Source organism: Streptomyces sp. NPDC017225, from assembly GCF_044331465.1.
Lineage (GTDB): Bacteria > Actinomycetota > Actinomycetes > Streptomycetales > Streptomycetaceae > Streptomyces.
The window spans coordinates 266128-290680 of sequence record NZ_JBIRNE010000007.1 but is presented as its reverse complement, the minus strand read 5'-3'; the positions used below and the strand labels follow the sequence as shown (position 1 = coordinate 290680).

Here is a 24553-nt window from a genome sequence, read left to right as displayed (position 1 = left end):
TCGCATCCGGGCCCCGCGCCGGCCGGCCGCCGCGTCGGTCAGTGGTGCTTGCCGATCGGGTCGCCCTCCACGTCCGTGCCGGGGCCCGGGCCGATGCGGATCTCGAAGTCGCCCTCGTACTGCTTGTGGCCCTCGATGACGGCCAGCTCGACGGCTTCGGAGGCCATCTCACCGCGCACCATGAGCGGGTCGCGGCGCAGGTCGCGCATGAGGGCGACGCACATGCCGATCATCACGACGACGAAGGGTGCCGCCGCGAGGATCGTGAGGTTCTGCAGACCGGCCAGCGCGTCTCCCTCACCGCTGCCGACCAGGAGCATGATGGCGGCGACCGCTCCGGTCACCACGCCCCAGAACACCACCACCCAGCGGCTGGGTTCCAGCGCGCCCTTCTGCGAGAGCGTGCCCATCACGATGGAGGCCGCGTCGGCGCCCGAGACGAAGAAGATGCCGACGAGGACCATCACCAGCAGGCTGGTGACGGTGGCGATGGGGTACTCCTGGAGCACGGCGAAGAGCCGGCCCTCGGGGGTCGTCTCGTCGCCGAGCCGGTTCTGCTCCTGGAGCCGCATCGCCGAGCCGCCGAAGATCGCGAACCAGACCAGGCTGACCGTGCTGGGGACCAGGATGACGCCGCCGATGAACTGGCGGATGGTCCGGCCCCGGCTGATGCGGGCGATGAACATGCCGACGAAGGGCGTCCAGGAGATCCACCACGCCCAGTAGAAGACGGTCCAGCTGCCCAGCCAGTCGGCGACGCCCTCGCCGCCGCTGATCTCGGTGCGGCCGGCCATTTCGGGCAGGTCGCCGAGGTAGGTGAAGACCGAGGTCGGCAGCAGGTCGAGGATGAGGATGGTCGGGCCCGCGACGAACACGAACACGACGAGGAGCAGGGCCAGCACCATGTTGGTGTTGGACAGCCACTGGATGCCCTTCTCGACACCGGAGACCGCGGACGCGACGAACGCCACGGTCAGCACCGCGATGATGCCGACCAGCAGCCCGGTGCTGACCTTGTCCATCCAGTCGAGCTTCTCGACGCCGGAGCCGATCTGCAGCGCGCCGAGGCCGAGGGAGGCCGCGGAGCCGAAGACGGTCGCGATGATGGCCAGGATGTCGATGACCCGGCCGCTGACGCCGTTGGCGTGCTTCTCACCGATGAGCGGGGTGAACACGGCGCTGATGGTCTGCCGGCGGCGCCTGCGGAAGGTGCTGTAGGCGATGCCGAGGCCGACCACCGCGTAGATCGCCCACGGGTGGAGGGTCCAGTGGAACAGGGTGGTGGCCATGGCCGTCGCCATGCTGTCGCCGGTGTCGGCGGGGCTGGTGCCGGGCGGGGCGGTCTCGAAGTGCGCCAGCGGCTCGCTCACGCCCCAGAACATCAGACCGATGCCCATGCCCGCGCTGAACATCATGGCGACCCAGGACACCGTGCGGAACTCGGGCTTCTCGCCCTCGGAGCCGAGGTGGATGCGGCCGTAGCGGCTGGCCGCGAGCCAGAGGGCGAAGACGACGAACCCGGAGGCGGCCAGCACGAACGCCCATCCGCCGTTGTGCATCAGGCCGCTGAGCATGCTGCCGGAGGCGTCCTCCAGCGAGTCGGTGCCGGCCACGCCCCAGATGACGAACGCCAGGGTCAGACCCGCGGTGACGCCGAAGACGATGCGGTCCGTCCGGGGCTTGTGCTCCTGCCCCGGCAGGCCCGCTTCCGAACCCGGCAGTGCGCCTCTCTCGTGGTGATCCTTGTCGCTTGGTCGGTCCTGCGTCACAGGCGGCACCTTTCAAGTCGGTGAGGCTGAAAATAGTCCTCTGTTACGCCCTTACCACGTGTGACGCGGAACTCACCTTCTCAGCAGCGGGTGTCGGGTTCACCCACCGTCAAGTGGTACGTCGCGCGCTCGTCCAGGAGCAGCGGCACGAGGGCGCGCAGCGGCTGGCGCAGCGGTACGTAGGCGCCCTTCTCCCCGGCCGGACGCACATGTACACCGTGCAGAGACAGTTCGTCCCTCAGGTCCGCGTACTGGCCGGGGGTGAGCCGGTAGCCGCAGGGCGGGTCCTCGATCACCTCGGTGGGCTCGGCCGGGTCGTTGTCCGCGCCGCCGAGGTACACGGGCCCTCGGTCGGCCCGGCCGGCCTGCCGGGCGGCGCCGGTGGCCGCCTCGACGTGTCCGCGCCGCCGGTCCGTGTGGTGGAACGTGGTTTAGCTCGTTCGTGTGATGGTCCGCTCGCGGGCTTGCGGTGGCCTGAGCCAACTGGAGTAACGTGATCAGCGCGATCTGGGACGCCGGTTGCGGCGCCAGGATGCGGGGCCCCCGCTCCACCGGAGTGATGGTTCGGGGCCTCCCCGTCGCCTCTGGCCGTAGCCACATGGCCAGGTCGCACAGGGAACTGGCCTCCCAGGACCGGACCACGTACAGGATGCGTGTCGCCGCCCCGGGGTCGAGTACGCCGGGGACCAGTGCGCTCAAGACCGTTCGGGGCGTGCGGCTGAGCCGACTCACTGCTGCTCAGTCCCGAGGAACGGTGTGGCGCCGTACTCGTGCAGGTCGTAGAGGACGTCGGGGCGCCGGTCGCGGACGACGGCGGCCAGGGCGCGGGCCTCGGCCGTCTTCAGGGCGAGGTGGTCGCGGTTGATGTCCACACCGTCGCCGTTGCCGCGGGTGTCGGCGGCTCGGCCGTCGGGGTCGGCGGTGGGCAGGACCAGCACGGTGGTGCGGTCCAGGAAGTTCCGGGTCCGCCGGTCCGTGGCGTAGGCGAGGTCGCGGACGGTGGACAGGCAGGCCTCCCGGCCGGAGGGCTCGTCGCCGTGCTGGCTGCACACGAGGAGTACCTTGTTCGGGGCGGTGGGCCTGCCGATCGTCACCAGCTGGAGCGGGCGGTCCTGCTTCGTGGTGCCGATGCGGTCGACGGTGACGCGGCCACTCGCCCGGTCGGCGGCGGCCAGCAGCGCCTGTTCCTCGGGCTGGGTGGTCCAGCGGGCACCGTGCGTCTTCTCGAAGCCGGTGCGCGGTGGGTGGTGTGCGGTGTCGGCGGGGTCGGCGGCCTGGGCCGGCACGGCGAGGAGCGACGCGGCGAGGGCCGCGGTGGCTGCCGCGGTGGTCACGGTGAGGGTGCGCAGGCGATTCATCGGGCTCCCTTCGGGACGCGGTGGGTCGTGTGCGGCGGGGTCACGCCGTCGAGCGGCGCGGGCGCGGCAGTGTCGGTCGTCGTACCGGCGGTGGCCCGGGCGAACGCGGCGGTGCCGCCGACGAACGGTACGCGTGCCGAGGTGCGGGAGAGGTCCACGGTGAGTGTCGGCGTGTCGGCGGGAGGGTCGATGAGGTCCTTGTCGGTGCCCGCGACGATGAGCGCGAGGCGGTGGCCGGCCGGCACGACGTGGTCGGTGGCCGCCAGGTCGAGGGTGACGGTGTAGGCCTTGCCGGGAGTGAGCGGGCGGCCCCGCCACTTGGACGCGTGGTTGCCGAGGTCGGCCCAACCGCGGCTGACGACCGTGTAGTCCACGTCGGTGGTCTTCGTCGCCGTCTCCAGGTAGCAGGAGCTGTCCCCCGGGGTGCTCGGGCCCCAGCAGGTGCGGTCGGTGCGGGTGGTGATGCCCTCCCCCCGGTCGGCGTAGTCGCGGATGGTGTCGGGGCCGAGGTCGACGAGTACGGCGGAGAGGTGGGCCGTCGGGGTGCTGGACCGCGCGGTGACGGTGACCTCGGAGGCACCGGACAGACGCAGGTCGCGGGTGAGCGGGCCGGTGACGAAGCCGGCCTTGCCCGGGGTGGGCTCGTCGATGCGCGCGGCCCAGTCCGTCTCGTTCAGCGCGGGGTCGTCGGTGAAGGTCTCGGTGCCGCGGTCCCGGCGCAGGCCGAGGGTGCCGACGCCGGGTCGCGTGCCGTCGGCGGGGCGCAGGGTCGTGGTGGCGGTGGAGCGCGGCGGCCAGGTCCTCGACGTCTCCCACTGGTCGGGCCGGCGTTCGATGTCGGCCATCGGCTCGCGGTCGACGCCGTTGTCGTAGCCGAGGAGTTCGTGGTCGAACCAGCGGTGCAGGGTGTCGACCCACTCGGCTCGGCGGAAGTCGAACGGGTCGACGTGGCCGGTCTGGGAGAGCCAGATCTTGCGGTCGACGCCGTTCTTCGCGAGGGCGTCCCACCACGGGCCGACGTGCTGCATGCGGACGTTGAGGTCCTGCATGCCGTGGACGAGGAAGACGCTCGCCTTCACCTTGCTCGCGGCCTCGGTGTAGTCGCGTTCGCTCCACAGCCGTGTCCAGTCGCCGGTGCGCGGGGCTCCGTCGACGAGCTTCTGCTGGACGGCGTCGCAGTGGGCGCGGGCGTCGGGGCTGTTGACGTAGTCGGACAGCCAGTCGGGGCCGGAGCCGTAGAGCGGGGCGCCCTGGCTGAAGTAGTAGTCGTACCAGGAGGAGATGGCGGCGATCGGGACGATGGTCTCCAGGCCCTCGACGCCGGTGGCGGCGACGCCGTTGGCGACGGTGCCGTCCCAGCTCTTGCCGATCATGCCGGTCCTGCCGTTGGTCCAGCCCGCCTCGGCGCGCTCACCGCCGGTGCGGCTGGTGTACGCCTTCGCGCGGCCGTTCAGCCAGTCGACGACGGCCTTCGCGGACTGGATGTCGGAGCGTCCGCCGACGTCGACACAGCCGTCCGAGCGGTTGGTGCCGGCCAGGTCGACGCCGACGAAGGCGTAGCCGCGCGGCACGAAGTAGTTGTCGTAGTACAGCGGCATGCCGTCGACGTCGCCGTCGGCGTCGTACGTCTTCTTCTGGCTCTCGTTGCCGCGCCCGCAGCAGGAGTAGTACGGGCTGGCGTCCATGATGACGGGGATCTTGTGGCCCTGCCGCGCGGGTTCGCGGGGGCGGACGATGTCGACGGCGACGCGGTCGTCCTCGCCGTCACCGTCCCCGTCGTGTCCGGTGTCCACCCAGACTGCCTCGCGGATGGCGTCTTCGTAGGAGTGGACGGGTTCGCTCTGTCGCGGGGTCGCGGGGTGAGCCGTCGCGGCGGGCGTGAGAAGCGTTGCCATGAGAGCGGCCGTGGCCGCCGTCGCGAGCGGTCTCCAGATCGTGAAGCGCGTGCGTATCGGCATGCGCGGGACGGTACATCGGTCAACTCCCGTACAGAAGAGGGCAAGGAGCTCCTCATGACGGCCGAACGCCCGTCGTGTGACAGGGGTGGCCGGGGAATCGACCGGGCGCACAGGGACCGAACAGGCTTGGCGCGCCTACGGCTCGGGCCTTTCGGCTCGAGGCGGTTGTCCGGCGCCCCGGACTCGTCAGTCCCCGTGGTCGTACACCGTCACGGTGATGCCTCGTGCGACGAGCCGCTCGGCTATCAGCGGCTCGATCCGGGACCACTTGCCGCCGGCGAGGCCGCAGCCTATGCGGGGCATGTGCACCGACGCGTCCAGCTCGGCCGCCCTGTCGGCGAGGCGGCCGAGGGCCGTGCCGATCGCCTCGTAGCGGACGGGGGCACCCTTGCTGCCGGTCCTCGTGCCGCGCTGGCCGATCATGTTGGCCACCCACACGTACGGCTCGACCTGGACGAACTGGACCGCGCCCAGCCCGAAGTCGTTCGACGCGCGGTCGCGGTGCCAGGCGCGGTAGGCCGCCTCCGGCTCCGGCCAGCGGCGCGAGACGGCCAGGACGAAGCCCTTGCCCCAGCCGCCGAGATCGTTGCAGACATGGGCGATCACCTTGACGCCCTTGACCGAAGGGACGGTGGCGTCACCGCGGACATACCTGATCTCCGACATGACGCCACCGTAGAGGCCACCACTGACAGCGGCCGTGACCTGGTGTTTCCGGCTACTTGCCGAGGCGGCCGAGCTCCTGCTCGGCGGCGTTCCGCGCCACCCGGCGGCGGACGCCGAACCAGCCGGCCACCAGGAGCACGGCGATCACGGGCACGAGCAGCACGGTCTTGCGGCCGACCTCCTGGTCGTTCCACATCAGGACGATCACGGCCAGCAGGAAGGCGATCGTGACGATCTCCGTGACCGGGCTGCCGGGCAGGCGGAAGTGCGGACGGATGAGGTGCCCGGCCCGGGCGCGGCGGACGAAGGCCAGGTGGCAGATCATGATGATCACCCAGGTGCTGATGATGCCCAGGGAGGCGACGTTCAGCACGATCTCGAAGGCCTTGTCCGGCACCAGGTAGTTCAGGCCGACGCCGAGGACGCACACCGCGCAGGTCAGCAGGATGCCGCCGTAGGGGACCTGGCTGCGGCTCATCACGCCGGTGAACCTGGGGGCGGAGCCCGACATCGCCATGGAGCGCAGGATGCGGCCGGTGGAGTACAGGCCGGAGTTCAGGGAGGACATCGCGGCGGTGAGGACGACGAGGTTCATCACGTCGTCGGCCGCCGGTACGCCGATGCCCGACAGCACGGTGACGAACGGGCTCTCGTCGCCCGAGTAGAGCGAGCTGGGCAGCAGCAGGGCCAGCAGGACGACCGAGCCGACGTAGAACAGGGCGACCCGCCACATGATCGAGTTCACCGCGCGCGGGACGATCTTCTCGGGCTCGGCGGTCTCGCCGGCGGCGACGCCGACCAGTTCCAGGGCCGCGTAGGAGAAGATCACGCCCTGCATGACGAGGACGACGGGCATCACGCCGTGCGGGAGGATGCCGCCGTGGTCGGTGATCATGCCCACGCCGGGGGTGTGGCCTGCCACGTCGTGCTGGGTGGCCAGCAGGAAGATGCCGATCAGCATGAAGCCGACGAGGGTGGCGACCTTGACGATCGCGAACCAGAACTCCATCTCACCGAAGATCTTCACCGAGATGAGGTTCACCGCCAGGACCACCGCGAGGGCGATCAGGGCGAGCACCCATTGCGGGACGCTCGTGAACATACTCCAGTAGTGCGTGTACAGCGCGATCGCGGTGATGTCGGCGATGCCGGTCGTCGACCAGTTCAGGAAGTACATCCAGCCGGCGACGTAGGCGCCCTTCTCGCCGAGGAACTCGCGCGCGTACGACACGAAGGATCCGGAGGAGGGCCGGTAGAGCACCAGCTCACCGAGGGCCTTGACGACGAAGAAGGCGAAGACGCCGGCGACGAGGTAGGCGATGGCGAGCGCCGGGCCCGCGTCGCGCAGGCGCCCTCCGGCGCCGAGGAAGAGGCCGGTGCCGATCGCGCCGCCGATGGCGATCATGTTGACGTGGCGGGCCTTGAGGTCCTTGCTGTAGCCGGCGTCACCCGCGTCCGCGGGTCGTTCGGCCGCCTGGGGGTGGGCGGCGGCCTGTGCCGTGGCGACGGCGTCCTTGCTCACGGGTGGTACCAATCTCTGGTGCGCCCGGGCGGGGTACGCCCAGGTCGTCCGTACAGCGACAAGGCCCGCACCACCCTTCGCGGCACAGACCAGGGCGGCACCTTCCCACGACTGTGCGTGGCCATGCGGTGTCTCATGTCACACAGCGTGACTTGTCACAAGATCCGTCGGTCGTCTCCACACGATGCGCGAGAGATGTCACAGCACTGCTGAGACAGCGATACTGCTGCACATGACGACGACGACCGACACCGAGGAGCCGCCGACCCTCACGATCGACGAGCTGGCAGCGCGGGCCGGCGTCACGGTGCGCACGGTGCGCTTCTACGGCACCAGGGGGCTGTTGCCGCCGCCGGCGATCGGACCGCGCCGGGTGGGGCACTACGGCCGGGAGCACCTGGCCCGGCTGGCGCTGATCGAGGAGTTGCAGCACCAGGGCATGACGCTGGCCGCGATCGAGCGGTATCTGAAGCGGCTGCCGCCGGACCTGAGCGCGCACGACCTCGCGCTGCACCGCGCGGTGGTGGCCTCCTGGGCGCCTCAGACGCTGGAGAGCGTCACGCGCGAGGAGCTGGGCCGGCGGGCGGGCCGGCCGCTGACCGACGACGAGGTGGGCCGGCTCACGGCGATGGACATCGTCACGCGGGACGCGGACGCCCCGGACGGCGACGCCTACCGCGTCGACGCCGGGCTGCTCCGGCTCGGCGTCGAGCTGCTGGACGTGCCCTTCTCCCCCGAGACGGTCCTCGCCGCCCGCACCGCCCTCCTCCAGCACTCCCGCGCCGCCGCGCGCGACCTGTCGCGGCTGCTGCGCGACGCGGTCGCCGAACGCGACGCGCGGGACGTGCGGTCCCTGTCCGCCCACATGCACCCGCTCGTGGTGCAGGCGCTGCTGACCACGTTCCAGCGGTCGCTGCGGGAGGAGCTGCGGGAGTGGCTGGACCGCGGCGGCGAGGACTGAGCCGCTCGCTCAGCGGCCGTCGGTGAAGACCTCCCCCTTGTCCGCCTTCTCCACCAGCAGGCCGGGCGGGGTGAAGCGCTCGCCGTAGCGGTCGGCGAGCTCCCGCGCGCGGGCCACGAAGCCGGGCAGACCCCCCTCGTAGCCGTTGATGTACTGCAGGACGCCGCCGGTCCAGCCCGGGAAACCGATACCGAAGATGGAGCCGATGTTCGCGTCGGCGACGGACGTCAGCACGCCCTCCTCCAGGAGCTTGACCGTGTCGAGCGCCTCCGAGAAGAGCATGCGCTCCTGCATGTCCGCGAAGGGGATCTCGTGGCCGGGCCTTGTGAAGTGTTCCCGCAGGCCCGGCCAGAGTCCTGCCCGCCTGCCGTCGTCCCCGTACTCGTAGAACCCGGCGCCGCCGCTGCGCCCCGGGCGCTCGAACTCGTCGACCATGCGGTCGATGACGGCCTCGGCGGGGTGCGCGGTCCAGGTGCCGCCCGCCTCCTCCACGGCCCGCCTGGTCTCCTTCCGGATCTTCCGGGGCAGCGTGAGGGTCAGTTCGTCCATCAGGGAGAGCACCTTGGCCGGGTAGCCCGCCTGGGCCGCCGCCTGCTCGACGGAGGCGGGCTCGACGCCCTCGCCGACCATGGCCACGCCCTCGTTGATGAAGTGGCCGATGACCCGGGAGGTGAAGAAGCCGCGCGAGTCGTTGACGACGATCGGCGTCTTGTTGATCTGCCGGACCAGATCGAAAGCGCGCGCCAGCGCCTCGTCGCCCGTCCGCCCACCCTTGATGATCTCGACCAGTGGCATCCTGTCGACGGGCGAGAAGAAGTGGAGCCCGATGAAGTCCGCCTGCCGCTCGACGCCCTCGGCCAGCGCGGTGATGGGAAGCGTGGAGGTGTTGGAGCACAGCAGCGCGTCGGGGGCGACGACGGCCTGGATGTCCTGGAACACCTTGTGCTTGAGCGCGGTGTCCTCGAAGACCGCCTCGATGACCGCGTCACAACCCGCCAGATCGGCCACCTCGGCCGTCGGCGTGATCCGCGCCAGCAACGCGTCCGCCTTCGCCGGAGACGTACGCCCCTTGGCCACGGCCTTGGCACACAGCCTCTCCGAGTAACCCTTGCCCTTCAGAGCCGACTCCAGCGCGACGTCCTTCAGGACGACTTCGATGCCCGCGCGGGCGCACGAATAGGCGATGCCGGCGCCCATCATCCCGGCGCCGAGGACGGCGACCTTGCGGACCTTGCGCGGCTCGACGTCCTTGGGACGGTTGGCACCGGAGTTGACGGCCTGGAGGTCGAAGAAGAACGCCTGGATCATGTTCTTCGCGGTCTGGCCCGCGGCCAGCTCGACGAAGTAGCGGGCCTCGATGACCTGGGCGGTCTCGAAGTCGACCTGGGAGCCCTCGACGGCGGCGGCCATGATGTTGCGCGGCGCCGGGTAGGGGGCGCCGTTCGTCTGCTTGCGCAGGTTGGCGGGGAAGGCGGGCAGGTTGGCGGCGAGCTTCGGGTTCGCGGGTGTGCCGCCGGGGATGCGGTAGCCGGGCCTGTCCCAGGGCTGGGCGGACTCCGGATTGGCGTCGATGAAGGCACGGGCCTTGGCGAGCATGTCCTCGCGGCTGTCGGCGACCTCGTCGACCAGGCCGTTCTCCCGGGCGCGGCTCGGGTTGTACTGGGTGCCCTGGAGGAGCACCTTGAGCAGTGCGTCGGTGATGCCGAGCATCCGGACGGTGCGGACGACTCCGCCGCCTCCGGGGAGCAGGCCGAGGGTGACCTCGGGGCAGCCGATCTTGGAGCCGGGGGCGTCGAGGGCGACGCGGTGGTGGCAGGCGAGGGCGATCTCGTAGCCGCCGCCGAGGGCCGCGCCGTTCATGGCGGCGACGACGGGCTTGCCGAGGGTCTCGATGCGGCGCAGGTTCCGCTTGATCGCCATGCCGCCGTCGAAGAGGTCCTGGGCGGTCTCGGGGGTGACCCGGATCAGGTCGCGCAGGTCGCCGCCGGCGAAGAAGGTCTTCTTGGCGGAGGTGACGATGACGCCGCGGATCGAGTCCTTCTCGGCCTCCAGGCGGTCGGTGATCACGGCGAGGGATTCGCGGAACGCCTGGTTCATGGTGTTCGCGGACTGGTAGGGGTCGTCGAGGACGAGGGTGACGACGCCGGTGTCGTCCCGTTCCCAGCGGATGGTGGTGCTCTCGGTCGTCATGAAAGGGGTCTCCAGTGAGGTCTTCGGTGGCCGTGGTGCCGCTTGCCCGGGGATCAGACGCGCTCGACGATCGTGGCGATGCCCATGCCGCCGCCCACACACAGGGTGGCCAGGCCGTAGCGCTTGTCCTGGCGCTCCAGTTCGTCGACGAGCGTGCCGAGGATCATCGCGCCGGTGGCACCGAGGGGGTGGCCGAGCGCGATGGCGCCGCCGTTGACGTTGACCTTGTCCAGGGACAGGCCCATGTCCTTGACGAAACGCAGGACGACCGCGGCGAACGCCTCGTTGATCTCGACCAGGTCGATGTCGTCGATGGTCAGCCCGGCCTTGGCGAGCGCCTTGCGGGTGGCGGGGGCGGGGCCGGTGAGCATGATGGTGGGCTCGGAGCCGGACACGGCGGCGGAGACGATCCGCGCGCGCGGGGTGAGCCCGTAGCGCTCGCCGACCTCCTTGGAACCGATGGCGACCAGGGAGGCACCGTCCACGATGCCGGAGGAGTTGCCCGCGTGGTGGACGTGGTCGATCTTCTCGACCCAGTGGTACTTCTGCAGGGCCACGGCGTCGAAGCCGCCGAGTTCGCCGATGTCGGCGAAGGACGCCTTGAGGCCCGCGAGGGAGTCTGCGGTGGTGCCCGGGCGCAGGTGCTCGTCGTGGTCGAGGACGGTCAGGCCGGCGCGGTCCCTGACCGGCACGACGGACCGCTCGAAGCGGTTCTCCTTCCAGGCGGTGGCCGCGCGCTCCTGGGAGAGGGCCGCGTACTCGTCGACGTCGCGGCGGGTGAAGCCCTCGATGGTGGCGATCAGGTCGGCGCCGATGCCCTGCGGGACGAAGTTGGTGGCGAGGTTGGTCATCGGGTCGTTGAACCAGGCGCCGCCGTCCGAGGCCATCGGCACCCGGGACATCGACTCGACGCCGCCCGCGAGGACCAGGTCCTCCCAGCCGGAGCGCACCTTGGCGGCGGCCATGTTGACGGCCTCCAGGCCCGAGGCACAGAAGCGGTTCTCCTGGACGCCGGCCACGGTGTCCGGCAGCCCGGCCGCGATGGCGGCGATGCGGGCGATGTCGGAGCCCTGGTCGCCGACCGGGCCGACGACGCCGAGCACGACGTCGTCGACGGCGGCCGGGTCCAGGTCCGGGAAGCGGGCGCGGATCTCGTGGATGAGGCCGACGACCAGGTCGACGGGCTTCGTGCCGTGCAGGGCGCCGTTCGCCTTGCCGCGTCCGCGCGGGGTGCGGATCGCGTCGTACACGTACGCTTCGGTGGTCACTGGCAGGCCTTTCACTGAGGGTTGTTCGGTGCGGGGTTCGGGCCGGGGTTACGGGCGGGGTCCGGTACGGGGTTACGGGCGGGGTCCGGGACGAGGTTTGCCGTGGGGTCCGGTGCCGGGGCCCCGGCGGGGCCCGGGTGTCGGGGCAGGTCCCAGTCGCGGGCCACGGCCTCGGTGTCGGCGCCCGGCAGGGCGGGTCCGGTGCGGACCGCGGTGGGGGTCGCGGAGAAGCGGGGCGCCGGGGCGGGCTGGGTGATGCCGCCGTGGTCCGTGAAGGTGGAGCGGGCGGCGAGGTGCGGGTGGTGCGGGGCCTCGCGAAGCGACAGGACGGGGGCGACACAGGCGTCGGAGTCCGCGAAGACGGCCGTCCACTCGTCCCGGGTACGGGACCCGAACCGGGCGGCGATGGCCTCGCGCAGCTCGCCCCAGCGGCCCGGGTCGTCGCGGGCCGGGGCCTGGTCGGGAAGACCGAGCAGGTCCATGAACTCGGCGTAGAACCGCTGCTCCAGGGCGCCGACCGCCATGTACCCGCCGTCGGCGGTCTCGTAGGTGCCGTAGAAGGGACAGCCGCCGTCGAGGAGGTTGGCGCCGCGCCGGTCCTGCCAGCCGCCGGCGGCGAGCATGCCGTGGATCATCGAGGTGAGGTGGGCGGTGCCGTCGACGATGGCGGCGTCGACGACCTGGCCGGTGCCCCTCGCGCGGGCGTGGTGCAGGGCGGCGAGGATGCCGACGACCAGGTAGAGGGAGCCGCCCGCGTAGTCGCCGAGGAGGTTGGCGGGGGCGGGCGGCGGCGCGTCGGGGGCGCCGGTCATGCCGAGGGCGCCGGTGAGCGCGATGTACCCGATGTCGTGGCCGGCGCGCTGGGCGAGGGGGCCGTCCTGGCCCCAGCCGGTCATGCGGCCGTAGACGAGGCGGGGGTTGCGGGCGTGACAGGGCTCGGGGCCGACACCGAGCCGCTCGGCGACTCCGGGGCGGTAGCCCTCGATCAGGACGTCGGCGCGTGCGGCGAGGTCGAGGACCCGGGCCGCGCCGTCCGCCGACTTGAGGTCCACGATCACCGAACGCTTGTTGCGGTTGGTGACGTCGTGGGCGGGGTCGATCGCGAGGCCGGGCCCGCCTGGGCGGTCGACGCGGACGACGTCGGCTCCCAGGTCGGCCAGGAGCATGGCGGCGAAGGGCCCGGGGCCGATACCGGCCAGCTCGACCACGCGCACTCCGGCGAGCGGGCCCTCGGGCGGCGTCCGCCCCGCCGTCTTCGCTTCCGACATCGAGCCCCCAGCTCTATGACACAACTGATGTAACACCAGTGATGCTAGAAACGTGTTCCACTGGGCACAAGACCCGGGCGAGCAAGCGCTTAGCCAATTATGGGCCAGGCTCTCTCCGGGCCGGCAGTCCTCACGCTAGCCTCAGCCACCGGCAACGGCTCGTACTGCGGATCCAGGGGTTGCCGACGGGCGACGAAGGGATGTCATGACCAGGCTGAACAGGACCGACCGTCCGTACGACATCGTGCTCTTCGGAGCGACGGGGTTCGTCGGCGAGCTCACCGCGGAGTACCTCGCCGCGCACGCGCCGCAGGGGCTGCGCTGGGCGATCGCCGGCCGCGGCGAGGAGAAGCTGCGGCGGCTGCGGGAGCGGCTGCCCGGCGCGGCGGACGTCGGCGTGCTGCGCGCGGACGTGTCCGATCCGGCCTCGCTGCGCGAACTCGCCGAGCAGGCGCGCGTGGTGGCCACGACGGTGGGCCCGTACGTCCGGTACGGCGACGCGCTGGTCGCCGCCTGTGCCGAGACCGGCACGGACTACCTCGACCTCACCGGTGAACCCGAGTTCGTGGACCTGACGTACGTCCGCCACGACGCCCGCGCGCGGGAGACCGGCGCGCGGCTGGTGCACGCCTGCGGCTTCGACTCCGTGCCGCACGACCTGGGTGTGCACTTCACCGTCCGGCAGCTGCCGGAGGGCGTGCCACTGGCCGTGGACGGCTTCGTGACGGCCGGCGGCACCATCTCGGGCGGTACGTTCGCCTCGGCGCTGGGTCAGTTCGCGCGCGGCCGGCAGATGCGGGTGGCCGCGCGGGAACGCCGGCGGCACGAGCCCCGGCTGGTGGGACGCAGGGCGGTGACACCGACCGGCACGCCGCGGTTCGCCGGTGAGGTGGGTGCCTGGGCGCTGCCGCTGCCGACGATCGACGCGCAGATCGTGCGGCGCTCCGCGAAGGCGCTGGACCGCTACGGTCCGGACTTCCGCTACCGGCACTACGCGGCCGTCCGGCACCTGCCCGTCGCGGTGGGCGGGGTGGCCGCCGTGGGCGCGCTGGCGGCGGCGGCGCAGGTACCGCCGGCGCGGCGCTGGCTGTCCGGGCGGCTCAAGCCCGGTGACGGACCGAGTCCCGAGAAGCGGGCGAAGAGCTGGTTCTCGGTCCGCTTCGTGGGCGAGGGCGGCGGCCGGAAGGTGTTCACCGAGGTCACCGGCGGCGACCCGGGGTACGGCGAGACCGCGAAGATGTTCGCCGAGGCGGCGCTCGCCCTCGCCCTCGACGACCTGCCGCCGGTGGCCGGACAGGTCACGACGGCCGTGGCGATGGGGGACGCGCTGACCGAGCGGCTGCGGGCGGCTGGCATCCGCTTCCGGGTGGCAGCGACCCGCTGACGGTCCTCCCGCACCGGGGCCTGGCCTGTCCGCGAGCCGGCTTGCCCGGCGCGCTGCCCGGCGCCCTGTCCGGCGCCCTGTCCGGCGCCCGGTCCTGGGGGCGGGCCAGTGGGCGGACCTGCGCCCGGTCCGTCCATGGGCGGACCTGCGCCCCGTCCGTGGGCGAGCCTGCGCCCCGTCCGTGGACGGGCCTGCGCCCGCCCGTGGGCGGGTCTGTGGGCCGGCCCTACCCCGACCACCCGGCGATCGTGTAGATCATCCCGCCGATCCAGGCCAGGCCCGCCCCCACGGCGAGCGTCAGCCCCGCGACCACGGCCCGCTCGGCGGGCCGGGCGGCGTGGTGGGCGGACTGGTCGGGTGCGCGATGTGTCCTCATGCGGCCCAGCCTGCCCGCGCCGACGGCGGGCGCACATCCGTACGGATACTCAGGTGACCGCTGAGCGGCCGCACGCACCCGGTCGGGTCGCTGGTGTACGCCCGGATTTGAGACTTTCCCCGCCACCGACGCCCTCCGTCAGCAGCGATGCCCGGCGAAGTCTCAACGGGGAATTCAATGAAACCCTTGAAGGTATGAAGTTCCTTCTCGAAGTCACCATGGACGAGGGCGCGCTCGCCGAGGACCCCGCGGGCGAGTTGCAGCGGATCCTGCGGTACTGGGGCGGCAACCTGAAGCACTACACGATGCGGCCCGGGGACGGCTCGGTGGTCTACGACTCGGCGTACCGGGAGGTGGGCCGCTGGAGCGTCGAGGCTCAGGCCGAGTAGTCGGTGGCCGACCGCAGGGCCGCGCGGCACAGGGCGTCCGCCCTGCGGGTGCTCTCCGGCAGACGGTAGGCGGGGGCGAGTGCCAGCGTGTGCGCGCACGCGTTGTCCAGGCTCACCCGATGGCCGACGGAGACGAAGACCGGCTTGACGCCCTCGCGGGTACGGACGGCACGTCCGACCTCCTCGGCGCCGGCGAGCAGCGGGGCCGTACTGCCGCGGGTCGCGTCCGGGTCGTCGTACGTGAAGGTGAACGGGTTCTTGGCCACGCCGATCGTGGGCAGGCCCGTGAGCACACCGAGGTGGCTGGCGAGGCCGAAGCGGCGCGGGTGGGCCAGGCCGTAGCCGTCGCAGACGACCAGGCCCGGCGGGACGGGCAGGGCGTCCAGCGCGGCGAGGACGGTGGGGATCTCGCGGAAGGCGAGCAGTCCGGGCACGTAGGGGAAGGAGATCCGTCCGACGGCCGTGGCCTCGGCGACTACGTCGAGGGTCGCGGCGTCCAGCACGACGGCCGCGGCCGCGACGGCGTCGCGTTCGTCGTCGTAGGCGACGTCGACGCCGGTCACCCGGCCGGTGCCGGGCGGCGGGCCGGGCTCGTCGCGCACCACGCGTGCCCGCAGTTCGTCCTGGACGGCGCGGGCCCGTTCCTCGGTCGCGGGCCAGTCGGCGGGGATCCTCACGGTCACGGTCGTCATGGTGGCGGCAAGCCTACGGGAGTCCGGAGTACGCTCGCGATCATGTACGTACTGGAGCTGACCCACACCGCCCCGCTCCACGCCGTCGACGCCGTGCTGGAGGAGCACGCGGCGTGGCTCGACGGACTGTACGAGCAGGGGGTGTTCCTGGCGTCCGGGCGCAAGGAACCCCGCGACGGCGGGGTGATCATCGCCGTCGCGGGGGACCGTGCGCGGATCGAGGAGATCACCGCGGGCGACCCGTTCGTCAGGGCCGGCGTGTGCGCGTACCGCGTCACCGAGTTCGTCGCCACGAAGACGGCACCGGCGCTGGAGCGGTACCGGGAGACCTCCGGCCGGTAGCCGTACGGCTCACTTGCCCAGTGCGCGCCGCAGCTCGCCCTTGTTCATGTTCGAACGGCCGTGGACGTCACGGCGCTTGGCCTCCTGGTACAGCTGGTCGTAGGTGGGGCCCTGGGGGCCCTGCCGGTTCCCGGACCGCTGCCCGCCCCGCTTGCCCGGCGACTTGTCCCGCGTCGACGTACGGCTGGCGGTCTTCGACTCGCCGGACTGGGCGCGCTCCTTGTTCACCGTCCGGGCGGCGATCTCCTTGGCCCGGCCGGTGCTCTCGCCACGGTCCTCGGCGCTGTCCTTGATGTGCTCGTACTGCCGCTCCCGCTTGGAGCTGGAACCGCGTGGCATGTCCGCTCACTTCCTCTCACGTTCAGCGAACGGATACCCACGTTACGGACAAACACCCGCCCCCGCGCGCCGCCGGCGCTCCGGCCGGACGGCCCGTCCCTGCTCGCCGGCGGGCCAACAGCCCCGGTCCACGGCGCAGTCCACGGTGTCGTACGGCCCCGGGCCGGCGGTCCGCCAGGTGCGGCCGCCGTCCGTGGTGAGGCCGGCGCCGGGGGGCGGCCCCACGAGGGCGGCCCCGGGCGTCTCGTGGCGGGCGGAACGAGGGGGCGGCCAGAGGACCGTGTGCGGCACGCGTGGGCGGGCACGAGTGGCGCAAGTGCCTTACGGGGCACGCGAGGAGAGTCGCGTCACTGCCGTTCGCTCTCACGCATGAAGGCGGTGACAGAGGTCACTCGTTCATCGTGTGCACGGATTGGCTGATTCCGTCGTCTCTTCCAGTGCCCGGCCCGCACCACCCCGGAAAGCCCGTCCAGCCGTCACGAGGGAGCAAGGCGTTGTCCACCGTCATCGAGCAGCCCGTCGAGGCGCGCCTCGTCGCCGCCGCGCCGCGCATGCCGAGCATTCCCGCCACGCTGCACTACGACCGCGGCGACCCGTTCGCCGTCCGCATGACCTTCCCGGCCCCGGCCACCCTCGAAGGTGTGGAGGTCTGCTGGACCTTCTCCCGCGAGCTGCTCATCTCGGGCATGCGGGAGCCGGACGGTCACGGCGACGTGCGGGTGCGCCCGTACGGATACGACCGCACCGTCCTGGAGTTCCACGCGCCCGAGGGCACCGCCGTGATCCACGTGCGTTCGGGCGAGCTGCGCCGGTTCCTCCAGGCCACCGGCGAGCTGGTGCCGGTCGGCCTGGAGCACCTCCAGCTGGACCTGGACCACGGCCTGGCGGAGCTGATGCGCGGGACCTGCTGAACGGCCCCCGGCTCCGCCACGCGCCGTCCGGCCGACCTCGGCGTCAGCCGCCCGCCGACGCCACCGACCGTCAGCCTCAGCCGCCCGCCGGCCTCACCCGCCCGCCGACGCCACCGACCGCGCCGTCTCCGCGCTCACCGCTCCCCACACCTCGCCCACGATCTTCCGCAGTCCGGGCGCCGCGCCCCCGCAGCGCCCGGCCAGCTCCGCGATCCGGTCCTCCCGCCGTGCGCCCGTCACGGCGGACCCGACGGCGCGGGGCCCACGGGTGCGGGGCTCGAAGGCGCGGGGCTCGGAGGTACGGGGTGCGAACGCGCGCAGCTCCGCCGCGGCCGCCAGCGCCGCCACCGCCGCGTCCCGCTCGGAGACCTCACCGGCCGGGACCGGCCCCTCCAGGACGTACCGCGTCTCCTCATGGAGCGCCCGCGCCGCCGCGACCCGCGCCAGGACGTACTCGACGGACGGGAACACGCCGAGGACGCGCCGCTTCTCGGCACGCAGGTAGCCCTCGGCCACCAGCTGCTCCCGTACGGCGTCGAAGGTGACCCGCGCGTGCAGCCGCACCCAGGTACGCCACCGGTGCGGCATCGACTCACGGACCAGGTCCAGCAGCCCGTCGAGGACGGCGTCCCCGGTCCGCGCGTCCAGGTCGACGGGGGTGGCGATGCCCTCGTCGTCGACGAGCAGGCCACGCTGGGCCAGTTCGGTGAGCGCGCCGGCCCGCACCAGGTGGTGGTGCCGGGCGGTGTCGGTGGCGCCGGGCCGCGCGGGGTCCCAGGCCAGCAGAGAGAGACGGGCCGGCAGTGAGAGCGAGCCGTCGGGCACAAGGCCTCCTTGGGGCCGTGGGACCGGATCGGCGATAAGGCGTTGACAGCCGAACCGGCCCCTCGTACGGTGTATAGCGCTTCTGTTGCCGCCGATTGGAGAAGGACGTTGCTCGTCTGAGGTCCTGAGACACCGCGTCACACATGTCATGTGTGGACGTCGCGTGCGACCTCGGCGTTCGAGCCGTCCTCGCGGAGCAGGGCATTTCTCATGCCCGGGCACTCCCGGGGCTCCTCCTTCCCTCGCCCGACGGCGGTCGCCGCCTCTCGGTGTCTCGATACGCGTTTGCCCCTGACCGCTTCGAGCAACCGCGGAGACCCCGTATGTCTACTTCCATCACCTGTACGTCCCTCTCCTTCGCCTGGCCCGACGGCACGTCCGTCTTCGAGGGACTCGACACCGCCGTCGGCCCCGGCAGGACCGGGCTCGTCGGCGTCAACGGGTCGGGCAAGTCCACCCTGTTGAAGCTGATCGCCGGGCAGCTCACCCCGGCCGACGGCACGGTCCGCGTATCCGGTGAGGTCGGATACCTTCCGCAGAACGTCACGCTCGACACCGCGCTGCGGGTCGACGAGGCGCTCGGCATCGCCGCGCGACGGGCCGCGCTGCACGCCATCGAGGCGGGCGACGTGGCCGAGGAGCACTTCGAGACCGTCGGCGACGACTGGGACGTCGAGGAGCGCGCCCTCGCCACGCTCGGCGAACTCGGTCTCGGCCACGTCGGGCTCGACCGCACCGTCGGCGAGGTCTCGGGCGGCGAGTCGGTGCTGCTGCGGCTGGCCGCGCTGCTGCTGCGCCGGCCCGACGTCCTGCTCCTGGACGAGCCCACGAACAACCTCGACGTGTACGCACGAGGACGGCTGTACGCGGCCGTCGCCTCCTGGCCCGGCGTGATGGTGGTGGTCAGCCACGACCGCGAACTGCTGGACCTCGTGGACCAGATCGCCGACCTGCGCTCCGGGGAGATCACCTGGTACGGCGGGAACTTCTCGGCGTACGAGGAGGCGCTGGCCGTCGAGCAGGAGGCGGCCGAGCGGATGGTGCGCGTCGCCGAGTCGGACCTGCGCAAGCAGAAGCGCGAGCTGGCCGACGCCCAGGTCAAGCTGGCCCGCCGCAAGCGGTACGGCCAGAAGATGTGGGACCAGAAACGCGAGCCGAAGATCGTCATGGGGGCGCGCAAGCGCGCGGCGCAGGAGTCCGCGGGCAAGCACCGCATCATGCACGAGGAGAAGCTCGCCGAGGCCAGGGAGCGGCTCGACGACGCGGTGGAGGCCGTACGGGACGACGACGAGATCCGGGTCGACCTGCCGTACACCGCCGTGCCGCCGGGGCGGTCGGTGCTCACGCTCCGGGATCTGGATCTGGTGTACGGCGCGCGCGTGGAGGGCGGTCTCGATCTGCGCGGCCCCGAGCGGATCGCGCTGATCGGGCGCAACGGCGCGGGCAAGACCACGCTGCTGCGCACGATCGCCGGGGAGCTGGAGCCGGTGGCGGGCGAGGCGACGGCGCACGTACCGCTGCGGTTCCTGCCGCAGCGCCTCGACGTCCTCGACGATGAGCTGAGCGTCGCGGAGAACGTGGCCCGCTTCGCACCGGGCGCCACCAACAACCGGATCCGGGCGCGGCTGGCACGCTTCCTGTTCCGGGGCGCGCGTGCCGACCAGAAGGCGGCGACGCTGTCCGGCGGCGAGCGTTTCCGGGCGGCCCTGGCCGCGCTGATGCTGGCCGAGCCCGCACCGCAGCTGCTGATGCTGGACGAGCCGACCAACAACCTGGACATGGCGAGCGTGCGGCAGCTCACGACCGCGCTGGAGTCCTACGAGGGCGCGCTGCTCGTGGCCAGCCACGACCTGCCGTTCCTGGAGTCGATCGGCATCACCCGCCGGCTGCTGATGGAGGAGGGAGAACTGAGGGAAATCACGCCGGGAGCTGTCGGGTATTCCGCCTAGCGTCGCCCGCATGAGCGAGTTCATCAGCATCACCGGAGCCAGGGAGAACAACCTCCAGGACGTCACCCTCCGCATCCCGAAGGGCCGGTTGACCGTTTTCACCGGCGTTTCGGGGTCGGGGAAGTCGTCGGTCGTGTTCGACACGATCGCGGTCGAGTCGCAGCGCCAGCTGAACGAGACGTTCACCTGGTTCGTACGCAACCGGCTGCCCAAGTACGAGCGGCCGCACGCGGACTCCCTGGAGGACCTCTCCCCCGCCATCGTCGTCGACCAGCGCCCGGTCGGCGGCCACTCGCGGTCCACCGTCGGCACGATGACCGACATCCACTCGGTGCTGCGGGTGCTGTTCTCCCGGCACGGCACGCCCAGCGCCGGGTCGGCGACGGCGTACTCGTTCAACGACCCGTCGGGCATGTGCCCCGGCTGCGACGGGCTGGGCCGCACGGTGCGGCCCGACTGGGACCGCATCCTGGACCCGGCCAGGTCTCTGGCCGGCGGAGCGGTCCGCTTCCCGCCGTTCGCGGCGGGGACCTGGCAGGGGCAGGCCTACACCAACACCGACGAGCTGGACCCGGACAAGCCGGTCGGCGGCTTCACGGACGCCGAGCGGGCGTTCCTGATGCGTGGACGGCCCGGCAGCAAGGTCACCGTCAACGGCACGGGCGGCACCTGGACCACCGAGTACGAGGGACTCGCCGACCGCTTCGAGCGGCTGTACCTCAAGCGGGACCTGTCGGCGATGACCGAGAAGACCCGGGAACTGGTGCGGCGGTTCCTGGTCGAGGGAAGCTGCCCCCGGTGCGGCGGCGCCCGGCTGAACGCGGCGGCGCTCGCGACCCGGATCGACGGACGTTCCATCGCCGACTGCTCCGCCATGCAGGTCACCGACCTGATCGCCGTGCTGGGGGAGATCGACGATCCGGTGGCCCGGCCGGTCGCCGCCGCCGCCGTCACCGCGCTGGAGCGGGTCGAGGCGATCGGCCTCGGCTACCTCAGCCTCGACCGGGAGACCTCCACCCTGTCCGGTGGCGAGGGGCAGCGGCTGAAGACGGTACGGCACCTCGGCTCCAGTCTGACCGGGATGACGTACGTCTTCGACGAGCCCAGCGCCGGATTGCACCCGCGTGACGTGGGGCGCCTGGGAGACCTGCTGCTGCGGCTGCGCGACAAGGGCAACACCGTGCTGGTCGTCGAGCACGACCCGGACGTCATCGCGCTGGCGGACCACGTCGTCGACATGGGCCCGCGGGCCGGCGCGGACGGCGGCCGGGTGGTTTTCGAGGGAACGCCGGGCGAGCTGGCCCGGGCGGACACGCTCACCGGGCGGTTCCTCGGACGCCGTACGGCGGTGAAGGAGGGCCCGCGGACGCCGACCGGTGAACTGTGGGTGAAGGACGCCGGCCGCCACAACCTGCGGGACGTGACGGTGGCCTTCCCGACCGGGGTGCTGACGGCGGTCACCGGGGTCGCCGGGTCGGGCAAGAGCACGCTGGTCGCGGAGCTGGTCGCCCGCCATCCCGACGCGGTGGTCGTCGACCAGTCGGCGATCGGCGTCTCGGCGCGCTCCACCCCGGCGACGTACCTCGGGATCATGGACACGGTGCGGAAGATCTTCGCGCGGGAGACGGGCGCCGAGGCCGGCTTCTTCAGTTTCAACTCGGCGGGGGCGTGCGGCACCTGCGAGGGGCGCGGGATCATCTACACCGACCTGGCCTTCATGGACCCGGTGACCACCACCTGCCACGACTGCGAGGGCCGGCGCTTCCGGGAGGAGGTGCTGCGGCTGACGGTCGGCGGGAGCTCCATCGCCGACGTGCTGGCGATGACCGCCGACCAGGCACTGGACTTCTTCACCGACACGGGCGTACGGCGGCGGCTGCGCGCCCTGCGCGACGTGGGCCTCACCTATCTCACGCTGGGGCAGCCGCTGTCCACGCTTTCGGGCGGTGAGCGCCAGCGCGTCAAGCTGGCCACCCGGCTGCACCGCACCGGCGCCGTCTACGTCCTGGACGAGCCGACCACCGGCCTGCACCTGTCGGACGTCGAAGGGCTGCTCGCCCTGCTGGACCGACTGGTCGACAGCGGCAACACGGTCGTGGTCGTCGAGCACCATCTGGACGTGGTGGCCCACGCCGACCGGGTGATCGACCTCGGCCCGGACGGAGGCCGGGACGGCGGCCGGGTGATCTTCGAGGGCACCCCGCGCGAGCTGCTCACGGCCCGCGGCTCCAGCACGGCGGAGCATCTCAGGAGGGCCACGGGGCACTGACGGGGGTTTCGTCCGCGGGCGGGCGCGCTGCATGATGACCAAGCGGTGCCGTGACGCGGGCACCGGACAGCCAGCGCCGACACGGAGCCCCCCGGAGATCCCCTCGTGCCCAGCAGGAAGGCCCTCGTCCGCCGCCCCGGCCCGCGACTCACGGAAGGACTGGTGACCCACGTCGAGCGGCGGAAGGTCGACCACGGTCTCGCGGTCGGGCAGTGGGAGGCGTATACCGAGGCGCTGCGTGCGCACGGCTGGGAGACGCTGGAGGTGGACCCGGCCGACGAGTGCCCCGACTCCGTCTTCGTCGAGGACACGGTCGTCATGTTCCGCAACGTCGCTCTCATCACCCGGCCGGGCGCCGGGTCGCGGCGCGCGGAGACCGCCGGCGTCGAGGAGGCCGTGGCCCGGCTGGGCTGCTCGGTCAACTGGGTCTGGGAGCCGGGGACCCTGGACGGCGGTGACGTCCTGAAGATCGGCGACACGGTCTACGTCGGACGGGGCGGGCGTACCAACGCGGCCGGCGTACAGCAGCTGCGGGCGGTCTTCGAACCGCTGGGGGCCCGGGTCGTCGCCGTGCCCGTGAGCAAGGTGCTGCACCTCAAGTCGGCGGTGACCGCGCTGCCGGACGGGACGGTGATCGGGCACATCCCGATGATGGACGTGCCGTCGCTGTTCCCCCGCTTCCTGCCGGTGCCGGAGGAGTCGGGCGCGCACGTGGTGCTGCTCGGCGGCGGCAAGCTGCTGATGGCGGCGAGCGCGCCGAAGACGGCGGACCTGCTCGCCGGCCTGGGTCATGAGCCGGTGGTCGTCGACATCGGCGAGTTCGAGAAACTCGAGGGCTGTGTGACGTGCCTCTCGGTCCGGCTGCGGGAGCTCTACGGCTGAGCCCTCGCGAGCGTCACCCTTTCGGCTCCACCACCTGCGTGTCCCGGAGCCGCCCCGGAGCCGCCCCCGACACTTCCCACCCCGATGGACGGTGGCTGATCAGGGACCTTTACAGTGCGTTTAACCTACGGTCTCGTAACCTACGGTTTCGTAGCCTACGATCCCGTAGGTTCCCCGGCACCGCTCGCCGGGCCGCATTCCGCTCTGTCGCACGTCCCCTGGAGTTCTCCGTGACGATCGTCTCCCCTCACCTCGGCAATTCCGCCGAATGGACCGACGCCCGGCTGCTGTACGCGCTGGAGGAAGTGGTCGAGACCGAACTCAACCGGCATCTGAAGGTCGCCAAGGACTGGATGCCGCACGAGTACGTGCCGTGGAGCGACGGCCGGAACTTCCCGGGCGTCTTCGAGGACGGCGAGGCCTGGGCGAAGGACCAGTCCAAGGTCACCGAGATCGGCCGGATCGCCCTGGTGGTGAACCTGCTGACGGAGGACAACCTCCCCAGCTACCACCACGAGATCGCGAGCCTCTTCGGCCGGGACGGCGCCTGGGGCACCTGGGTGCACCGCTGGACCGCGGAGGAGGGCCGGCACGGCATCGTCATGCGCGACTACCTGCTCGCCTCGCGCGCGGTCGACCCGGACAAGCTGGAGGAGTTCCGCATGGCCCACATGAGTGAGGGCTTCGAGTCGGACAACCGGCACTCGATGCTCCACTCGGTGGCCTACGTCGCCTTCCAGGAACTGGCCACCCGCGTCTCGCACCGCAACACGGGCCACCAGTCCGGCGACCCGGTCTGCGACCGCATGCTGGCCCGCATCGCGACCGACGAGAACCTGCACATGGTCTTCTACCGCAACCTGCTCAAGGCGGCCTTCGAGCTCGCGCCCGACCTGACGATGCAGGCCGTGCGGGACGTGGTCGTGCACTTCCGGATGCCCGGTCACGGCATGCCCGGCTTCGAGCGGGCCGCCGCCCAGATGGCGATCGGCGAGGTCTACAACCTGCGCATCCACCACGACGACGTGATCCAGCCCGTGCTGCGCTACCTGAAGATCATGGAGATCGACGGCCTCGGCCCCGAGGGGCAGGCGGCCCAGGAGGAGCTGGGGCTGTACATGGGCGGACTGGACGCCGAGGCTGCCAAGTTCGACGAGAAGCTGGCGGCGCGCAAGGCGCGGATGGCCGCCCGGGCGGCGGGCTGACCCGGGGCGTGCCCCGCGGGGCACGCCGCT

General features: G+C 71.9%; 20 protein-coding genes and 1 pseudogene. 9 read left to right on the top strand and 12 right to left on the bottom strand.

Annotated elements, in window-relative coordinates; genetic code table 11:
• Positions 1-38 precede the first annotated feature (38 nt).
• The 5 genes and pseudogenes from ACH4NX_RS18685 to ACH4NX_RS18665 all read right to left on the bottom strand — a co-directional run bounded on the left by ACH4NX_RS18685 (position 39) and on the right by ACH4NX_RS18665 (position 7273).
• The gene (locus ACH4NX_RS18685) at positions 39-1769 is read right to left on the bottom strand and encodes a BCCT family transporter (protein WP_398128079.1); all 1731 of its coding nucleotides are present in this window, start codon (positions 1767-1769) and stop codon (positions 39-41) included.
• Positions 1770-1849: 80 nt separating this feature from the next.
• A pseudogene (locus ACH4NX_RS18680) lies at positions 1850-3127 on the bottom strand (M14 family zinc carboxypeptidase).
• Positions 3124-5085 carry a Xaa-Pro dipeptidyl-peptidase gene (locus ACH4NX_RS18675; protein WP_398128078.1) on the bottom strand — a complete coding sequence of 654 codons (1962 nt, stop codon included), beginning with the start codon at positions 5083-5085 and terminating at the stop codon, positions 3124-3126. The pseudogene ACH4NX_RS18680 and the gene ACH4NX_RS18675 overlap by 4 nt, the downstream one beginning before the upstream one ends.
• Before the next feature lie 186 nt (positions 5086-5271).
• On the bottom strand, positions 5272-5751 hold the full coding sequence (locus tag ACH4NX_RS18670) for a macro domain-containing protein (protein ID WP_398128077.1): 480 nt from the start codon (positions 5749-5751) through the stop codon (positions 5272-5274).
• Positions 5752-5803: 52 nt separating this feature from the next.
• Positions 5804-7273: an amino acid permease gene (locus ACH4NX_RS18665; RefSeq protein ID WP_398128076.1), complete on the bottom strand. Its 1470-nt coding sequence runs from the start codon at positions 7271-7273 to the stop codon at positions 5804-5806.
• Between the two features lie 184 nt (positions 7274-7457).
• Between ACH4NX_RS18665 and ACH4NX_RS18660 the strand changes: the two genes are divergently transcribed.
• A complete protein-coding gene (locus ACH4NX_RS18660; RefSeq protein ID WP_351395522.1) occupies positions 7458-8234 on the top strand; it encodes a MerR family transcriptional regulator in 777 nt (258 codons plus the stop codon).
• A gap of 9 nt (positions 8235-8243) precedes the next feature.
• On the opposite strand, the gene ACH4NX_RS18655 is transcribed toward ACH4NX_RS18660, so the two are convergent.
• The 3 genes from ACH4NX_RS18655 to ACH4NX_RS18645 are packed head-to-tail and all read right to left on the bottom strand — an operon-like array spanning position 8244 to position 12960.
• On the bottom strand, positions 8244-10424 hold the full coding sequence (locus tag ACH4NX_RS18655) for a 3-hydroxyacyl-CoA dehydrogenase NAD-binding domain-containing protein (RefSeq protein WP_398128075.1): 2181 nt from the start codon (positions 10422-10424) through the stop codon (positions 8244-8246).
• Between the two features lie 53 nt (positions 10425-10477).
• Positions 10478-11692 (bottom strand): acetyl-CoA C-acetyltransferase, encoded by a 1215-nt coding sequence (locus ACH4NX_RS18650; protein WP_398128074.1) that lies wholly within the window; start codon positions 11690-11692, stop codon positions 10478-10480.
• 11 nt (positions 11693-11703) lie between these two features.
• Positions 11704-12960: a CaiB/BaiF CoA-transferase family protein gene (locus ACH4NX_RS18645; protein ID WP_351395530.1), complete on the bottom strand. Its 1257-nt coding sequence runs from the start codon at positions 12958-12960 to the stop codon at positions 11704-11706.
• Between the two features lie 205 nt (positions 12961-13165).
• Here ACH4NX_RS18645 and ACH4NX_RS18640 point away from each other — a divergent pair, with 205 nt between their 5' ends.
• Positions 13166-14344 (top strand): saccharopine dehydrogenase family protein, encoded by a 1179-nt coding sequence (locus ACH4NX_RS18640; protein ID WP_398128073.1) that lies wholly within the window; start codon positions 13166-13168, stop codon positions 14342-14344.
• Between the two features lie 226 nt (positions 14345-14570).
• Here the strand turns inward: ACH4NX_RS18640 and mmpA are convergent, their stop codons facing one another.
• Positions 14571-14720: a morphogenic membrane protein MmpA gene (mmpA, locus tag ACH4NX_RS18635; RefSeq protein ID WP_351395534.1), complete on the bottom strand. Its 150-nt coding sequence runs from the start codon at positions 14718-14720 to the stop codon at positions 14571-14573.
• 194 nt (positions 14721-14914) lie between these two features.
• Here mmpA and ACH4NX_RS18630 point away from each other — a divergent pair, with 194 nt between their 5' ends.
• Complete coding sequence (locus ACH4NX_RS18630) at positions 14915-15109, top strand: hypothetical protein (RefSeq protein WP_351395536.1); 195 nt, start codon at positions 14915-14917, stop codon at positions 15107-15109.
• Here ACH4NX_RS18630 and ACH4NX_RS18625 read toward each other — a convergent pair.
• Positions 15097-15801 carry an endonuclease V gene (locus tag ACH4NX_RS18625; RefSeq protein ID WP_351395538.1) on the bottom strand — a complete coding sequence of 235 codons (705 nt, stop codon included), beginning with the start codon at positions 15799-15801 and terminating at the stop codon, positions 15097-15099. The two genes, ACH4NX_RS18630 and ACH4NX_RS18625, sit on opposite strands and share 13 nt — an antisense overlap.
• A 42-nt stretch (positions 15802-15843) precedes the next feature.
• Between ACH4NX_RS18625 and ACH4NX_RS18620 the strand changes: the two genes are divergently transcribed.
• Entirely contained in the window at positions 15844-16143 is a 300-nt protein-coding gene (locus tag ACH4NX_RS18620; RefSeq protein ID WP_351395540.1) for a YciI family protein, read from the top strand.
• Between the two features lie 9 nt (positions 16144-16152).
• Here the strand turns inward: ACH4NX_RS18620 and ACH4NX_RS18615 are convergent, their stop codons facing one another.
• Positions 16153-16482 carry a plasmid stabilization protein gene (locus ACH4NX_RS18615; RefSeq protein ID WP_398128072.1) on the bottom strand — a complete coding sequence of 110 codons (330 nt, stop codon included), beginning with the start codon at positions 16480-16482 and terminating at the stop codon, positions 16153-16155.
• 494 nt (positions 16483-16976) lie between these two features.
• Here ACH4NX_RS18615 and ACH4NX_RS18610 point away from each other — a divergent pair, with 494 nt between their 5' ends.
• Complete coding sequence (locus ACH4NX_RS18610; RefSeq protein ID WP_351395545.1) at positions 16977-17393, top strand: SsgA family sporulation/cell division regulator; 417 nt, start codon at positions 16977-16979, stop codon at positions 17391-17393.
• A 93-nt stretch (positions 17394-17486) separates the two neighbouring features.
• On the opposite strand, the gene ACH4NX_RS18605 is transcribed toward ACH4NX_RS18610, so the two are convergent.
• Positions 17487-18218: a GPP34 family phosphoprotein gene (locus ACH4NX_RS18605; RefSeq protein WP_398128071.1), complete on the bottom strand. Its 732-nt coding sequence runs from the start codon at positions 18216-18218 to the stop codon at positions 17487-17489.
• 323 nt (positions 18219-18541) lie between these two features.
• Between ACH4NX_RS18605 and ACH4NX_RS18600 the strand changes: the two genes are divergently transcribed.
• From ACH4NX_RS18600 to ACH4NX_RS18585, 4 genes are all read left to right on the top strand, one after another.
• Entirely contained in the window at positions 18542-20167 is a 1626-nt protein-coding gene (locus tag ACH4NX_RS18600; protein ID WP_398128070.1) for an ABC-F family ATP-binding cassette domain-containing protein, read from the top strand.
• A 10-nt stretch (positions 20168-20177) separates the two neighbouring features.
• Entirely contained in the window at positions 20178-22436 is a 2259-nt protein-coding gene (locus ACH4NX_RS18595; RefSeq protein ID WP_398128069.1) for an ATP-binding cassette domain-containing protein, read from the top strand.
• Between the two features lie 105 nt (positions 22437-22541).
• Positions 22542-23318, top strand: coding sequence for a dimethylargininase (gene ddaH, locus ACH4NX_RS18590; protein ID WP_398128068.1), 777 nt, complete (start codon positions 22542-22544; stop codon positions 23316-23318).
• Positions 23319-23548: 230 nt separating this feature from the next.
• Positions 23549-24523, top strand: coding sequence for an acyl-ACP desaturase (locus ACH4NX_RS18585; protein WP_279560452.1), 975 nt, complete (start codon positions 23549-23551; stop codon positions 24521-24523).
• The last annotated feature ends 30 nt before the right edge of the window (positions 24524-24553 follow it).

Coding starts and splice junctions, on each gene's coding strand:
- ACH4NX_RS18675 (WP_398128078.1), bottom strand. CDS start 5,085: ATGCCGATACGCACGCGCTTCACGATCTGGAGACCGCTCGCGACGGCG.
- ACH4NX_RS18670 (WP_398128077.1), bottom strand. CDS start 5,751: ATGTCGGAGATCAGGTATGTCCGCGGTGACGCCACCGTCCCTTCGGTC.
- ACH4NX_RS18660 (WP_351395522.1), top strand. CDS start 7,458: ATGCGCGAGAGATGTCACAGCACTGCTGAGACAGCGATACTGCTGCAC.
- ACH4NX_RS18655 (WP_398128075.1), bottom strand. CDS start 10,424: ATGACGACCGAGAGCACCACCATCCGCTGGGAACGGGACGACACCGGC.
- ACH4NX_RS18645 (WP_351395530.1), bottom strand. CDS start 12,960: ATGTCGGAAGCGAAGACGGCGGGGCGGACGCCGCCCGAGGGCCCGCTC.
- ACH4NX_RS18640 (WP_398128073.1), top strand. CDS start 13,166: ATGACCAGGCTGAACAGGACCGACCGTCCGTACGACATCGTGCTCTTC.
- mmpA (WP_351395534.1), bottom strand. CDS start 14,720: ATGAGGACACATCGCGCACCCGACCAGTCCGCCCACCACGCCGCCCGG.
- ACH4NX_RS18630 (WP_351395536.1), top strand. CDS start 14,915: ATGAAGTTCCTTCTCGAAGTCACCATGGACGAGGGCGCGCTCGCCGAG.
- ACH4NX_RS18625 (WP_351395538.1), bottom strand. CDS start 15,801: ATGACGACCGTGACCGTGAGGATCCCCGCCGACTGGCCCGCGACCGAG.
- ACH4NX_RS18620 (WP_351395540.1), top strand. CDS start 15,844: ATGTACGTACTGGAGCTGACCCACACCGCCCCGCTCCACGCCGTCGAC.
- ACH4NX_RS18615 (WP_398128072.1), bottom strand. CDS start 16,482: ATGCCACGCGGTTCCAGCTCCAAGCGGGAGCGGCAGTACGAGCACATC.
- ACH4NX_RS18600 (WP_398128070.1), top strand. CDS start 18,542: ATGTCTACTTCCATCACCTGTACGTCCCTCTCCTTCGCCTGGCCCGAC.
- ACH4NX_RS18595 (WP_398128069.1), top strand. CDS start 20,178: ATGAGCGAGTTCATCAGCATCACCGGAGCCAGGGAGAACAACCTCCAG.